Source organism: Polynucleobacter sp. IMCC 30228 (genome assembly GCF_021395205.1).
GTDB lineage: Bacteria > Pseudomonadota > Gammaproteobacteria > Burkholderiales > Burkholderiaceae > Polynucleobacter.
This window is the reverse complement of the sequence record NZ_JAJVCS010000004.1, coordinates 23,914-37,257: the sequence shown is the minus strand read 5'-3', so window position 1 is coordinate 37,257 and position 13,344 is coordinate 23,914. Positions and strand designations below refer to the sequence as shown.

General features: G+C 41.1%; 15 protein-coding genes. 7 read left to right on the top strand and 8 right to left on the bottom strand.

The features are described 5' to 3' along the window. Positions 1-5: 5 nt before the first annotated feature. Together LZT21_RS07835 and LZT21_RS07830 are read right to left on the bottom strand one after the other, a co-directional pair. Complete coding sequence (locus tag LZT21_RS07835) at positions 6-290, bottom strand: DUF427 domain-containing protein (protein WP_233925328.1); 285 nt, start codon at positions 288-290, stop codon at positions 6-8. Between the two features lie 85 nt (positions 291-375). Continuing rightward, the gene (locus tag LZT21_RS07830; RefSeq protein ID WP_233990147.1) at positions 376-780 is read right to left on the bottom strand and encodes a thiol-disulfide oxidoreductase DCC family protein; all 405 of its coding nucleotides are present in this window, start codon (positions 778-780) and stop codon (positions 376-378) included. 91 nt (positions 781-871) lie between these two features. Here LZT21_RS07830 and LZT21_RS07825 point away from each other — a divergent pair, with 91 nt between their 5' ends. Further along, on the top strand, positions 872-1,567 hold the full coding sequence (locus tag LZT21_RS07825; protein WP_233990145.1) for an SDR family NAD(P)-dependent oxidoreductase: 696 nt from the start codon (positions 872-874) through the stop codon (positions 1,565-1,567). 43 nt (positions 1,568-1,610) lie between these two features. Here LZT21_RS07825 and LZT21_RS07820 read toward each other — a convergent pair whose 3' ends face one another. The 5 genes from LZT21_RS07820 to LZT21_RS07800 form a co-directional block, all read right to left on the bottom strand. Beyond that, positions 1,611-2,009: a hypothetical protein gene (locus LZT21_RS07820; protein ID WP_233937218.1), complete on the bottom strand. Its 399-nt coding sequence runs from the start codon at positions 2,007-2,009 to the stop codon at positions 1,611-1,613. Between the two features lie 93 nt (positions 2,010-2,102). Then, a complete protein-coding gene (locus LZT21_RS07815; protein WP_233990143.1) occupies positions 2,103-3,194 on the bottom strand; it encodes a hypothetical protein in 1,092 nt (363 codons plus the stop codon). Positions 3,195-3,714: 520 nt separating this feature from the next. After that, positions 3,715-4,989, bottom strand: a complete 1,275-nt coding sequence (locus LZT21_RS07810; protein ID WP_233990141.1) for a beta-ketoacyl synthase — start codon at positions 4,987-4,989, stop codon at positions 3,715-3,717. Then, complete coding sequence (locus LZT21_RS07805) at positions 4,973-5,200, bottom strand: acyl carrier protein (RefSeq protein ID WP_233925624.1); 228 nt, start codon at positions 5,198-5,200, stop codon at positions 4,973-4,975. The genes LZT21_RS07810 and LZT21_RS07805 overlap by 17 nt, the downstream gene beginning before the upstream one ends. After that, a complete protein-coding gene (locus tag LZT21_RS07800) occupies positions 5,193-5,648 on the bottom strand; it encodes a DUF4118 domain-containing protein (RefSeq protein WP_233925623.1) in 456 nt (151 codons plus the stop codon). The genes LZT21_RS07805 and LZT21_RS07800 overlap by 8 nt, the downstream gene beginning before the upstream one ends. A 37-nt stretch (positions 5,649-5,685) precedes the next feature. Between LZT21_RS07800 and LZT21_RS07795 the strand changes: the two genes are divergently transcribed. The 3 genes from LZT21_RS07795 to LZT21_RS07785 all read left to right on the top strand — a co-directional run bounded on the left by LZT21_RS07795 (position 5,686) and on the right by LZT21_RS07785 (position 8,099). Beyond that, a complete protein-coding gene (locus tag LZT21_RS07795) occupies positions 5,686-6,573 on the top strand; it encodes a carboxylesterase (RefSeq protein ID WP_233925622.1) in 888 nt (295 codons plus the stop codon). An 11-nt stretch (positions 6,574-6,584) separates the two neighbouring features. Then, on the top strand, positions 6,585-7,322 hold the full coding sequence (locus tag LZT21_RS07790; RefSeq protein ID WP_233990139.1) for a sterol desaturase family protein: 738 nt from the start codon (positions 6,585-6,587) through the stop codon (positions 7,320-7,322). Between the two features lie 63 nt (positions 7,323-7,385). Next, positions 7,386-8,099 (top strand): MipA/OmpV family protein, encoded by a 714-nt coding sequence (locus LZT21_RS07785; RefSeq protein ID WP_233925620.1) that lies wholly within the window; start codon positions 7,386-7,388, stop codon positions 8,097-8,099. A gap of 35 nt (positions 8,100-8,134) precedes the next feature. Here LZT21_RS07785 and LZT21_RS07780 read toward each other — a convergent pair whose 3' ends face one another. Continuing rightward, positions 8,135-9,214: a sterol desaturase family protein gene (locus tag LZT21_RS07780; protein WP_233990137.1), complete on the bottom strand. Its 1,080-nt coding sequence runs from the start codon at positions 9,212-9,214 to the stop codon at positions 8,135-8,137. Positions 9,215-9,327: 113 nt separating this feature from the next. Between LZT21_RS07780 and LZT21_RS07775 the strand changes: the two genes are divergently transcribed. The 3 genes from LZT21_RS07775 (at position 9,328) to LZT21_RS07765 (ending at position 13,344) form a co-directional block, all read left to right on the top strand. Then, positions 9,328-9,825: a (2Fe-2S)-binding protein gene (locus LZT21_RS07775; protein ID WP_233990134.1), complete on the top strand. Its 498-nt coding sequence runs from the start codon at positions 9,328-9,330 to the stop codon at positions 9,823-9,825. An 8-nt stretch (positions 9,826-9,833) separates the two neighbouring features. Then, complete coding sequence (locus LZT21_RS07770) at positions 9,834-12,065, top strand: molybdopterin cofactor-binding domain-containing protein (protein WP_233990132.1); 2,232 nt, start codon at positions 9,834-9,836, stop codon at positions 12,063-12,065. Between the two features lie 307 nt (positions 12,066-12,372). Further along, entirely contained in the window at positions 12,373-13,344 is a 972-nt protein-coding gene (locus LZT21_RS07765) for a tripartite tricarboxylate transporter substrate binding protein (RefSeq protein ID WP_233925618.1), read from the top strand.

Here is a 13,344-nt window from a genome sequence, read left to right as displayed (position 1 = left end):
TCAAGTTAAATATCTCGTACCTCAACACCCTTCCAAAAAGCAATATATCCTGCGATATTATTAGCCGCCGCCTTTGGCTCAGCATAATACCAAGCAGCATCTTTATTGACTTGGCCATTTGCCTCAATATCATAATAACTAGCAGTACCTTTCCAAGAGCAAACTGTTTTTTTATCTGATTTCTTAAAAAATTCCATATTTAATGCCGTAGATGGGAAGTAATAATTACCCTCCACCACAATAGTCTGATTTGAATCTGCCAAGATTGTCTTATTCCAAATTGCTTTCATCACTTACCTTTTTTATTGAGGATAAATCGAATTACTATTGCTGGTTGAATTTGCCTATCTTGGTCTTTTTGCCGCTTCCCAAGGACTATCTATTAATTTTCAAATTCACCAGCCACAATGCACTTGGTCCAAATAATTTAGAAATTTGATGTCTATTTCTAGCAAAAAACCGATAGGCTACTTCTAGGCTGGGCTGAAGTGTTTTTCTGGAGAATAACCAAGCTAAAAAAGATAAGCGTGCCCGGCAATAAGCCTCGGGGAAAACAGCAACTCCATGAATGATTGACCCATCTTCATATTGAGCGTACATTGCTGCCAATGCTTGTTCGCACGTAACGCCAATACTAAGAGGATCATATCGAGTGGAATGAATATCAATAAAATTTAAGAGGCCTGCTTCATTTCGGCTGGAAAAAAAACGAATTTCTGCCTGACATAAGGGGCATTTACCATCATAAAATAAGGTAAGTGTTTGCAATTTTTTTGACATTTAGTAAGTGTAAGACCAATTTACTAAAGCTGCTTGCAGGCATATCATGCTTAATTTTTAGAAGATAAATCAATACCCTCAATAGGACGCCATGGGATTACTGCCTAAACCATTCCGCGCTTTAGTCATTGGCTCATCTGGAACTATCGGCTCTGCTTTTATGAGGCTGCTTGAAAATAATCCTGCTTGTGCAAAGGTGGAGGGCATCAGCCGTCACTCTATTTACCCTATTGACTATCGTCTACCAGAAACGATTGAATCTTCTGCCCACAGTCTTGCTGCCCTAGGGCCATTTCAGCTCATTATTAATACAATTGGCTTATTACATTCTGAAAAATGGATGCCTGAAAAGAAAATGGCTGACTTGAATCATGCTCAATTAAATGAGCTAATGAATATTAATGCCATTGGCCCAGCATTAAGCATCAAAAACTTCTCAAAACTGTTGGATCCACAAAATAGCGTAATGGCTACCCTCTCGGCTAAAGTTGGCAGTATTGAAGATAATCGGCTTGGGGGCTGGTATAGCTATCGTGCTTCTAAAGCAGCATTAAATATGTTGATTAAAACAGCGGCCATTGAACTCAAAAGAACAAAGCCAAATATTGCTTTAATCGCCTTACATCCTGGTACTGTCAATTCCAATCTATCGAAACCATTTCGTGGCCAAGACATTGGCAGGAATGCAGATGATGCCGTCAAGGATATGTTTCATGTCTTAGAAAGCGCTACCAAAGAAGACTCTGGCAGCTTTCTTTCTTATTCAGGAGAAAGGCTACCCTGGTGAATAGTAAAGCAAGATGGAAATTCAAGCCTGCTAAATCTTTTTTTTACTGCTGTGCTTTATTGGCTTTAAAGGCAACCGCTGCGCCTGGTGCAAGGACAATATAGGCACGTTTCCATGGTGCAGAGCCGACTAATTTCCAAGAATGCCCAGTGCCAGTTGAATCTTCGGCCAACAAGATATCACCTGGATTAATGGTGAAGCGCTCATTATTGCGCGTGACAAAATCTAAAGTGCCGGTTAAGGTAATGACAATCTGCCTTACAGGGTCATTATGCCAATCATATTTACCCCCCTCGCTTGTTTCTTGAAATGAAATCGTTTGAGCTGTAAATGCTGATGAAAGTACATCACCGCGATTATTTTTTAAATTCAAATCAATCACGCCCTCTTCAAAATACGAGTTATTGTCTGCGCCTGTCCATAAACGGATACATCGAATCACGTTAGTTCCTCCAGAGAATTTTCATATGCTACCCCAAGCCACGCCTTAATTGTAATGAAACTGGCAATTGAACCCGAGCATACTGTCATAGGTTTATTTAATTAAACTCGTAGGAATATTTGCAACATAGCCATTCAATGCAATCGGACCCGGTAAATAGGTTCCTAAAAGATTATTTTGGTAAACAGTATTGGCATATTGGGTTGTTGCTCCAGGAAAGACTGCTTGGACCCATGTTGGGGTAGTTGTAAATCCAGCCGTTTTTAAGGGTCCTAAAATGGTTCTAGTCATGCTGACCAAAGCACATGAAACGGCACCGCCTGAGGTTACTTGACCAAACCCAGCCAAATAATATCCGCCGTTGCCATTAGTCGTAATACCTTCAAAATGGGTCAAAGCTGAAGCCTGGTTATTGTAGGTATACGTTGTTGTATTAGTTATAACCCCCGTACTTGAATCGTAATCAAGAATATAGGCCTGCTCTTTGGTGGTTATATCGGTATAACCACCAACAATGGTGTAACTGTTACCACCATTGTGCCAAACACCATAAGCGGTCACCGCATTGTTGGCATCAGTTACTACTTTAAGATCGGTAAATTGGCCAGTACTAATTTGGTAAATAAAAGCCCGCAATTTGCCGAGCGGCGTCTCATATCCCCCAACCACCAGATCATTCATAACACTATGTGGAATGGTTTGACGAGCGCTCGGATAATTCAGCGTGACATATCCAGAAGTCGGATTATTCGTGACAGACCCAGTATAAATAAAGCCCTGTTGATTGGCATTTTGAGTAGTGGTATAGCTACCAACTAAGTTCACTGCACCATTTGCAAGATTGTCAACACTATATGAATTAGTACTGCTAATAGTAGCTCCAGTAGAAGAGGGAAAGGGCATCGTATAGTATGTGCCGCCTCCAGTAAGGGGACCTTTATAGAGCTGGGCTATATATGTTGTCCCTACTATGGTTGCTCCAGTAATGTAAACATCAGTGGAATTATCAACACCACGAATACCAGTCAAGCTCATATAATTTGCTGCAGTAGCTATGGGGTTATTCAGAGTAGTGTAAGTAATAGCTGTTGAAGAACTACTAGTCCCGTCGCCGCCACAGGCTGCTAATACACTAGCGATAACAATGCTAATTAAAAAAATACTTCGTTGCATTGCTGATGTCATGAAAACTCCATATAAAGGGTCGGCGATAAGTTAATAAAATATTTAGTAATGATTTATCCAGTATTACATATATGTCAAAATTTATGAAAATTAGTTTAGCCGGCGCTGAAAATCTATAATAAAAGGTGTACAGTTATCGTTTAAATAAACAATTAACTCAAGTGACTAAATTTTTACTTTCTTTACAGATTCTAGTTTCTACGCTTTACTACTTAAGCGCGCCTTTCAATTTAACTTTTTTTATCTATCTTTTCTGGTCTATCAATTTCTGTTCAGTAATCTATTTGTTGATCAATGCAAATAAACTCCATGCTCCCTTGTTACAAACCCTAAAAAAGGCACGCTTAATTTTTACAGCTTCAGTTGTGTTTTTAGAATTAGCGATTAATTTAAACTCGAACTCTTACGCGGCAGATAATTTTCACGGGCTGGTAAGTGATGCAGAGGTCTTGATAACGGGCATTATCTTAGGGGTACTTTGGTTTCATAACATTACCGCACCAATTAAGAAAAAAATTAATTAATTCACATCCCTGGCTAATAGAAGTGAAACGTTTGAGCCACCAAAGGCGAAGGAATTACTCATCGCATAAGGAATCGGTATTTCAGCGGATCTTAATGGCAAGAAATTGAGATCGCAGTCAGGATCGGGTATTTCCAAGAATGCGGTTCCAGGAGCAATTCCTTTTTGCATTGCTTGAATAGTAATCAGCAACTCTAATGCGCCTGCGGCTCCAAGAGTATGCCCATGAATGGCCTTAGTTGAGCTAATCGATAGGCGTTTGGCGCCCTCATCTCCAAATATTTTTTTAAGGGCAATGGTCTCGGCAATATCACCAACTTGCGTGGCAGTACCATGAGCATTAATGTAAACCACCTCGGCAGAGTTAAGGCGGGCCTCTTCTAAGCTTTGCTGCATTGCTTTAGCCTGACCCAGAGGATCTGGCTTGGTAATGTGTGATGAATCTGAGCAAGTGCCATAGCCAATAATTTCTCCAAGGATAATAGCGCCACGCTCTTTTGCGCTAGACCATGATTCCAACATAATTGCAGCAGCTCCCTCACCCAATACAAAGCCACTACGATTTTTTGAAAATGGTTTGCAAGAATTGGCAATATTTTCGAGATCAGGAGTGGCAAGTGTTTTCAACGCCTCCCAAGACTTAATCGACGCTGCAGTAAATAGGCTCTCTGCACCGCCTGCAATTGCGCGATCACAGTAACCATGTTTGATGCTACGATAAGCCTCGCCGATCGCATGCGCTGAGGAAGCACATGCTGTGGCATAAGTCATTGAAGGGCCTTTAAAACCCGTCTTCAATGAAATTAATGCCGCTGAACCATTCGCCATTACACCAATAACAGTAAAAGGTCTAACACGCTGCTTCTGTTTGATAAAAATATCCTCGAAGGCACTTTCAAGCGTATTTGCGCCCCCAAAACCAGTGCCCCAAAAAATTCCGCAACGATCTAATGTTTTCTCGGGCAGATCCTTTAGCCCAGAATGTTCAAGCGCTTCTCTTGCCGCACTCCAAGATAACTGCGCCACACGATCGAACATGCCTTGTGATGAAGCATCCAATTGGATTGGCAGTGGATTGGCGACTAAACCAGCACAGGCTAAATCAACGGGGATAGCTAGTGCTTTATTAAGGCTGGTTATTCCGGACGTACAAGTAGCGGCTTTTTGAAATTGAATAACTGCACCAACGCCTAAACAAGAAACTGCACCTAAACCAGTAATAACCACACGATTGGGCTGTGAATCTACACTCACTTTATTTTGCAGAATCAATTAAATCTGCGACATCTTGAAGCGTGGTGAGATTAATAGTTTCATTCGGAATCCGCACTTTAAAATGATCTTCTAGATCAAATAATAATTCTATTTTTCCAAGGGAATCAATCTCCAGTGACTCTAAAGTCATATCTGGACTAATATCATCGATATTTTTATCAAAGCGATCCGCCACTTGCTGAAGCAGAATTTTCATTGTTTCAGACATTATTTTCTTTTTTCAATGCATTCATGAGCTCATTATCGCGGTGCAATAAAATTAAATAGCGCGAGTCTGCAACCAATAATAGTAATTTCGTTTTATACCGCTCACGTTGCAGATATTCAATCAATAATATGCACGTAAAACCCAGTGCAAAGTTTAACGCCCATTGTTGCAAATCGTGAAAGCTGAATTCAAATTCTCCAAAGGGGGCGACAAACCAATAATTAGCATAAAGGGTGCCACCAATAATAAAAACTAAGGCAGGCAAAAAACCAAAGGAATATGCTAAAAAGATCGCTATTAAATAGTAGAACTTATAAGGATTTTCACTATAGAAATCTTGCCCTAAAGCAAATAAACCCCAAGTTATCAAAAAGAATGCCAGAAGGGTTACGGGGTAAATAGCCCGCTTGGGCACCGCGCACCAATTATTGGCATTTTTTATTTGCATTGCCTACCCTTCCCAAAAAAGCCTAAAATATCTTTACATGAATACAATCGCAGCCACTCCAAGCTCTAGCCCATTAATTGTACTATTTCATGGGCTTTCTTCTTCCCCGCTCGAGTTAAGCTATTTGGCTAATGTCCTCAGGAAGAGTGGCTTTCGTGTTGAAACCCCTACTTTTAATGGCTATAACTTTGGTGATCATGCTGGTAATTGGAATGATTGGCTTAATGAGGCAGTTAATTATGTGAGTAATTTACAGATAAAAGAGTCGCTACCCATCTCTCTTGGTGGAGTTTCACTTGGGGCAACTTTAGCGCTCGGTGTTGGCTCCAGGCTAGATAATATTCATGCAATTCTGTGCCTGTCTACTACCTTAAATTACAACGGATGGGCCATTCCTTGGTACCGAATTTTTGCTAAATTAGGAATATGGCTTGGCTTAGGAGGGCGATTTAAATACAAGGAACGAGATCCCTTTGGGGTTAAAAATATTCAAATTCGAGCCTACATTAAAAAAGCGATGTCAAACCATCAGATTTCAGAAATTGGCGGGTCATATATGACGCTTAACCATATTTATCAAGCGAATCAATTGTGCTCTTATGTGAAAAAAAATCTAGCTTATGTTACTGCTGCAACATTAACTATTCATGCGGTAGATGATGAGATTGCGCATCCAAATAACGTTGAATTACTGAATCAGTCAATTAGCTCTGAACTCAAGAGATCTATTTACCTTGGGAATAGCTATCATATGATAACGGTTGATAATGAACGCGAAACCGTTGCTTATGAGTCAATTGCTTTTTTAAAAGAAACGTATGACATCTTGTCTAATTCAAAAATTAGAAACAAAATTATTTCTCCTGAACTGCAGCGTTTTTTAAGGGTGGAAAAGTCGCATCAAGAGCTCAATAAATTGACTTAAGGAATTGGCTTGTGCTAACTTCTGAGACGTCAATCATTGCTCTTGTTGCAGTTACTGGTTTTTTTATTGGCTTAGAAAAAATTCGCCCATTACATCGTTATAGCCCAGATAAATCCTGGCTTATAAGGCTATTTATCTTCGGCAGTCTTGGGGTACTACTGACAATAATAATTGGTATATTTTTGGTTCCTCATTTGGGCGCCATCGTAATATTTCCAAATTTTTCAACGCAATTTTTAAAAACTCCCCCCTGGCTGAATGGCCTCTTTGCCTATGTTTGCATTACTTTTTTTGTTTATTGGTGGCACCGCCTTCGACATCACAATAGTTTAATCTGGAAAATATTTCATCAAATTCACCATAGCACCCATCGTATTCAAGCTCTAACTGCGCTGTATGCTCACCCCAGTGATTTCTTAGCGAATGCCCTCATTATTAATGTTGTTGCCTACTCTTTTCTGGGATTAAACATTGAATCTGCAGTCTGGGCATCTCTTTGGGTTAGCATCTTCGAACTCTGGGAGCATACCAATACCCCTACCCCACATTGGCTAGGCTATTTCATTGTCAGACCTGAAATGCATCGCATTCATCATGAACGCAATCGCCATACTAATAATTATGGCCTACCTATTTGGGATATTCTTTTTGGCACCTATGAAAACTCATCTCGCCGAGTAGAATGCGGCTTTGAAATTGATTCAGAGCGCAAAGTAATGCATATGCTCTCTTGCCGCGATATTAAATAAAGTAATTTTTACTTAATGCGTTGCTTCCTCTTTCTTCTTTTTTTTACCTCTTCTTTTTTTTGCTTGGCTCAAGATAAACCCTATGATGATGACATTCCTGATCATTTAGTTGGTGACATTGGTTTAGCAACTTATACCTCTAATTTACACCTTGGTACTTATGGTACGCAGACATTTGTTGCGCCCTATGTTTTTGCTAACTATAAAAGAGCTTTTGCAAGAATTGATATGTTCGGTATTAAAACAGCCAAAATTGGTTATGGGTACCTTGAGGTAACTGGCAAAGCAATTCTCGATAACTTCGTGGTTAAATCGCCCTTCACAACCACAACTATTGTTAAGCGTTACCCCATTCCCATTGGGATTGGCACCTTCCAAGAAACACCAATTGGGGGATTTCTTATCAATGCTTACCATGACTTTAGTCAATCTAAGGGGGCTTTATATGATTTTTCCTACTTCGGTGAGCTTGAAATAGTTCGTAAAATAACCCTGTACCCCCAACTCGGTATTGAAAGACAGTCGAGCCAATATGCAAACTATTACTATGGTTTAAATAACCAACAAGCGAACACCATCGGCTACCAAAGCTATACCGCTCCTGCTACTAATAATTTAATGTTAGGTTTCTTATTAGAAGTGCCAATTATTGAAGATTGGTATATTAATATTTATGGCAAACGCAAGTGGATGGGAAGCGGAATTAGCAATAGCCCGGTCATGAACCGAACATTTGAAGACAACCTATTTATGGCATTAGCTTACCGATTTAAGTAATTTGTATAGGAAAAAATAATCGCAAGGGGTTTGGTTCAAGTGGGTTGCTTTTTTTGTCCCATAAAAAACCCTGCATAATACAAGCCGATACTAACCAATATCAAGCACATAATTTTATCGAAATAGGCGTACTGATCTACTGTGATAAAAAAATAAATAGAAAATAAAATTGTCACAGAAAAAATAATCACTGCAACCCATTTCTGCAGCCCCGTCAAGGGTGGGTTATATATTTGAAAGACATTAGCAACTACCTCTGAATCCTTCACCCCTTCGTCATTGGGCCTCCAAGTAGGACTCTTAAAGAAGATTTTGAGTTTCGTTATCAGCCCAGAATAGTTGCGACTTTTCTTATATAGGTTAATAAATACTGAACCAAGCGCCCATAAAGGATTCCAAGAATTTAAGGGGGTTTGGGTGCCATAGATACAGGCGCTTTTTTCTTCCCGATAAGTGCCAAAAATTCGGTCCCAAATGATTAAAACTGCGCCAAAATTTTTATCAATATATTCGTCGTTGATTGCATGATGCACTCGATGATTCGAGGGTGAAGAAAAGACGCTATCAAACCATCCTAATTTGCCGATATGTTCAGTGTGCATCCAGAATTGATAAATTAATACAAATAGGCCAATTAAAGCAAATTGATATGGTGGAATTCCGAGTAGCGCCATGACTGCAAAAAAGAAACACGCAATAATGGGGAAAAAACTTTCCTGTCTTAAAGCAGTAGAAAAGTTAAATAATTGACTTTGGTGGTGGACGACATGAGAACCCCAAAGCAGAGCAGATTGGTGGCTGACCCGATGAAGCCAATAATCTATAAAGTCATATATTAGAAATGCAATGATCCAGCCATACCAGCTTTCCCAAAAAAGCGTAAACGATCTTGCTCCTAAATATATGTAGAGTAATTCATAAGCCCCAATTTGAAAAAAAACCAGGCAAAGCAAAATAGACTGGCTTAGTAGTCCCTGGCTGATGCTGCTGATGGTATCGTTTAGCCGATAAGTATTTTTAGCAATTGCTAAGCCATAAAAAAATTCGCCCAACATAAAAATGCTGAAAATGGGGATGGCTATTAGGATAATCTGATTTAGTAACTGTTCGTTCACTCAGCAATTTTAATAGAAATTTAATTGACCTGATTTACTGTTTACTTAGCTATCCAGAATAATATATAGTATTAAAAAAACGATAACAAATAATAAAACATAAGAGGCCAAGCATGAAGTTAACCATTAACGAGCAAATATACAACGTCGATGTCGAGCCTAATATGCCCCTTTTATGGGCAATTCGGGAGTTCGTCGGCCTTACAGGAACCAAATATGGTTGTGGTATTGGGCAATGTGGGGCCTGTACAGTCTATATGAATGGCGAACCTGTGCGTTCCTGCATGATTCCCGTCTCTGTGGTCGGTGGCAAGAAAATAACGACTATTGAGGCGCTCTCTAAAGATAGCTCGCATCCTGTGCAAAAAGCCTGGATTGCACTAGATGTTCCTCAGTGCGGATACTGTCAATCTGGTCAGATCATGGCCGCTGCCGCTTTGTTGAAAAAGAATCCTAGGCCAACCGATCAGGATATTGACAAAGCCATGTCTAATGTTTGTCGCTGTGGTACTTATCAAAAAATTCGCGATGGCATTCATGTCGCCTCTGGACAGAAGACGTTAGTAGATATTTTGGCTCTGTATGCAGCCTCTCCTCAGAGTCGTGGTTAGGAAAAAATATGAGACTAATTGACCAAACTCCAAATCTTGATAACGCTTCGCGTCGTCAATTTATTATTAAGGGCACGCTTGCTGGCGGTGGTTTAATGCTCGGGCTTGGTGCACTGCCTGAATATGCTCTGGCTCAAAAAAATAATGCCTATGACCACAATAGCCCATTAAAAATTGGCGCACCAGAGGTAAATGCTTGGGTCAGTATTAAGCCAGATGAAACTGTTCTGATCCGCATTGCCCGCTCAGAAATGGGCCAAGGTACAAGAACAGGTTTAGCGCAGATGGTTACTGAAGAGCTCGAGTGTAATTGGAAAAATGTCAGTACAGAGTCACCAACTCCGGGGCATAGCCTAGCCAGAAAACGAACATGGGGCGAGCATGGTACCGGTGGCAGTCGTGGTATTCGTATTTCTGAAGACTATGTGCGTCGCGGTGCAGCAGCAGCGCGAATAATGCTGATGCAAGCAGCAGCGAATAAGTGGGATGTTCCAGTCAGCGAATTGACGGTAGATAAAGGGATCATTACTCACGCCAAAACAGGTAGGCAAATTAGCTATGGACAAGTTGCCGAGCTTGCCTCTACTTTAAGTCCTCCCGACCCTAAAGCTATTACCTTAAGAGATCCGCGCACCTGGAAGGTCGCGGGGCAACCTTACGCCCGTATTGACACCGCAAATAAAGTCAACGGCTCTAAGGTATTTGGTGCAGATTTGCAATTGCCTGGCATGCTTTGTGCCGCTATCAAAGCATGTCCCGTTTTTGGTGGCAAGTTAGTGAGCTTTAATGAGGCTCAAATTAAAAATATGCGTGGGGTTAAAGGCGTTGTACAGGTAAGCGATAACTCGGTAGCGGTAGTTGCAGATTCTTGGTGGCGCGCTAAAACAGCGCTAGACGCTTTACCTATCGTCTGGGATGAAGGCAAAGGCGCAAATGTATCTTCAGCTGCTATTAACAAAACACTTAGAGAAGCTCTAGATGAAGAAGGTAACTACTGGCAGCGAAAAGAAGGCGATGCCCTAGGCGCTATTCAAGGCTCACCTAAAAAAGTGGAAGCAATCTATTTCACTCCATATCGTGCCCACGTCAATATGGAGCCCATGAATGCCACAGTCAAAATTTCAGGGGGTCAGGCTGAAGCATGGGTTCCCACGCAAAATGGGGAAGGTTCTCATGCTGCGCTCTCTGAGGCTACGGGTATTCCGCTTGATAAATGCGAGATCTATAAATTAGATTCAGGTACAGGCTTAGGACGTAGGGGCTCTACACAAGATTATGTAACCCAAGCCGCTAAAATTGCGCAACAATTTCCAGGTGTGCCTATCAAATTAATCTGGAGTCGTGAAGAAGATATGACTCATGATTTTTATCATCCCATTGCGATGGCAAAAATGACTGCTGGCATAGATTCATCAGGAAATCTAACGGGTATGCATATTAAGGTTTCTGGCCCGTCGATTAATGCCACGCTTGCACCACAGAATATTAAAAATGGTAAAGATGAACGGCAACTTCAAGGTCTTTATGAGAAGGGTCCCGATGCACAGCTGGGCTATCAATTTCCGACGCTGTTAACTGAATATGTCATGAGAAATACGCATATACCCGTTGGTCCATGGCGTGGTGTCAATACAAATCAAAATGCGATTTTCATGGAATGCTTCATGGATGAGTGTGCTAAGGCAGCAAATAAAGATCCACTACTTTTTCGACAAGCATTGATGCAAAATCATCCCAAGCATTTGGCCGTCTTGAATGCAGCAGCGCAGAAAGCAGATTGGGGAAAACCACTTCCGCCCGGGGTGTATCGAGGTATAGCTCAGTTTATGGGATATGCTAGCTATTCTGCGTGCGTGGCCGAAGTATCGATGCAAGGTAATACCGTCAAAATCGATCGATTAGTTTTTGCCCTCAATTCTGGTCATGTAGTTAACCCCTATTTAGCACGCGAACAAATTGAAGGTTCGGTAGTGATGGCATTGGGAGCGATTTTCAATCCCGAAATCACTGTAGAAAATGGGCGTATCGTGCAAAAAAACTTGGATGCCTATCCATTGCTGGGCCTTGCCTCAACTCCACGCATCGAATCTGTCTTAGTGCCTAGTTTTGACTTTTGGGGTGGTGTTGGAGAGCCTACTATTTGTGTAGTTGGCCCTGCCGTAGCCAACGCAATTTCAGCGGCAATCGGCAGGCCTGTGCGTAACTTTCCCTTAAGTAAAGAGGGGCTGAAGTTAGCTTAATTGTCCGACGTCAGCAACTATGAGACAAATAGGGGCACTTGATTAAAGGAGGATTTTGGTTCATCTTCTAACATAAGGAATGAAGATGAACATCAAATCCAATCAACCTAAGAGCCCTGCTGAGCAGGTGGTTAAAGACATCCGTAGAGCAACTAGGCGCCAAAAATTCCGTCTTAGGGCTATATCAAAAAGATGGTGGGCTGTAACTTACGTTAATGTAAATTTAAGATTACCTAATTTTTAATTCGAAGGCTGGGCATTTTCATCAATAAGCTAAACTATTGAAAATTAACGATACTGGTACATGGTGAAAAAATACATAGTTACTTGCTGTATCTTGATTACCAGTATTCTCTCTGGTAATAATTCTTGGGCTGAGGAGTGGCCTAAAGATCGACCTATTCGCATTATTGTGCCGCAGGCAGCAGGCGGCACTAATGACATCATTACCCGAATAATTGCGATTGAGTTAGGTAAAGCCTTAAATCAGTCCATTGTTATTGAAAATAAGCCCGGAGCTTCCGGCGCTATTGGGTTGCAGCTGGCCGCTAATGCTATTCCAGATGGCTATACCTTTGCCATTGCCTCCGACAGTTCTGCCATCCTAAGCGCCACCAGAGAGTCCTTAAGTTGGCGCCTAGGGAGAGATCTAATTGGCGTCGCCTTAATAGGCGATCAACCCATTGGGATCGCAGTGTCAAGTCAAACGCCCTACCTTACATTAGCAGACCTATTGAATGCGGCAAAAAGTAAGCCAGGGACTATTTCATATGGAACCTCTGGCCAAGGTACAAACCAGCATTACATTGGTGAGTGGTTAGCAAAATCAGCAGATTTCAAATGGACGCACATTCCATATAAAGGCGGCGGACAAGCAATTATCGATCTGACCGGGGGCACAACCCCTGCCGCAGTTTTAGGTTTTGCGCCCCTACTTTCACAACAAAAGAAGGGGGGAATTCGCATTTTAGCCCTTACTAGCGCACAACGAAATCCTAATGCCGCAAATGTGCCAACTTTAGCTGAATTAGGTTTTAAAGATATTATTATTACGCAGTGGGTGGGAGTCGTTGCCCCTAAAAATCTACCCCCAGCGATTCTCAATAAAGTTTCTAAAGAAATTTTATTGATTTTAGAAAAGCCCGAGATAAAACTAAAATTACTTGATGTTGGATTAACAGCAAGGCCTATGCCTGCAAGTGAATTTGAGGTATTTTTAAAAAACTCAATACAGCGCTGGATCGAATTAAATAAGATACTAAAAATTCCAGTCGATTAA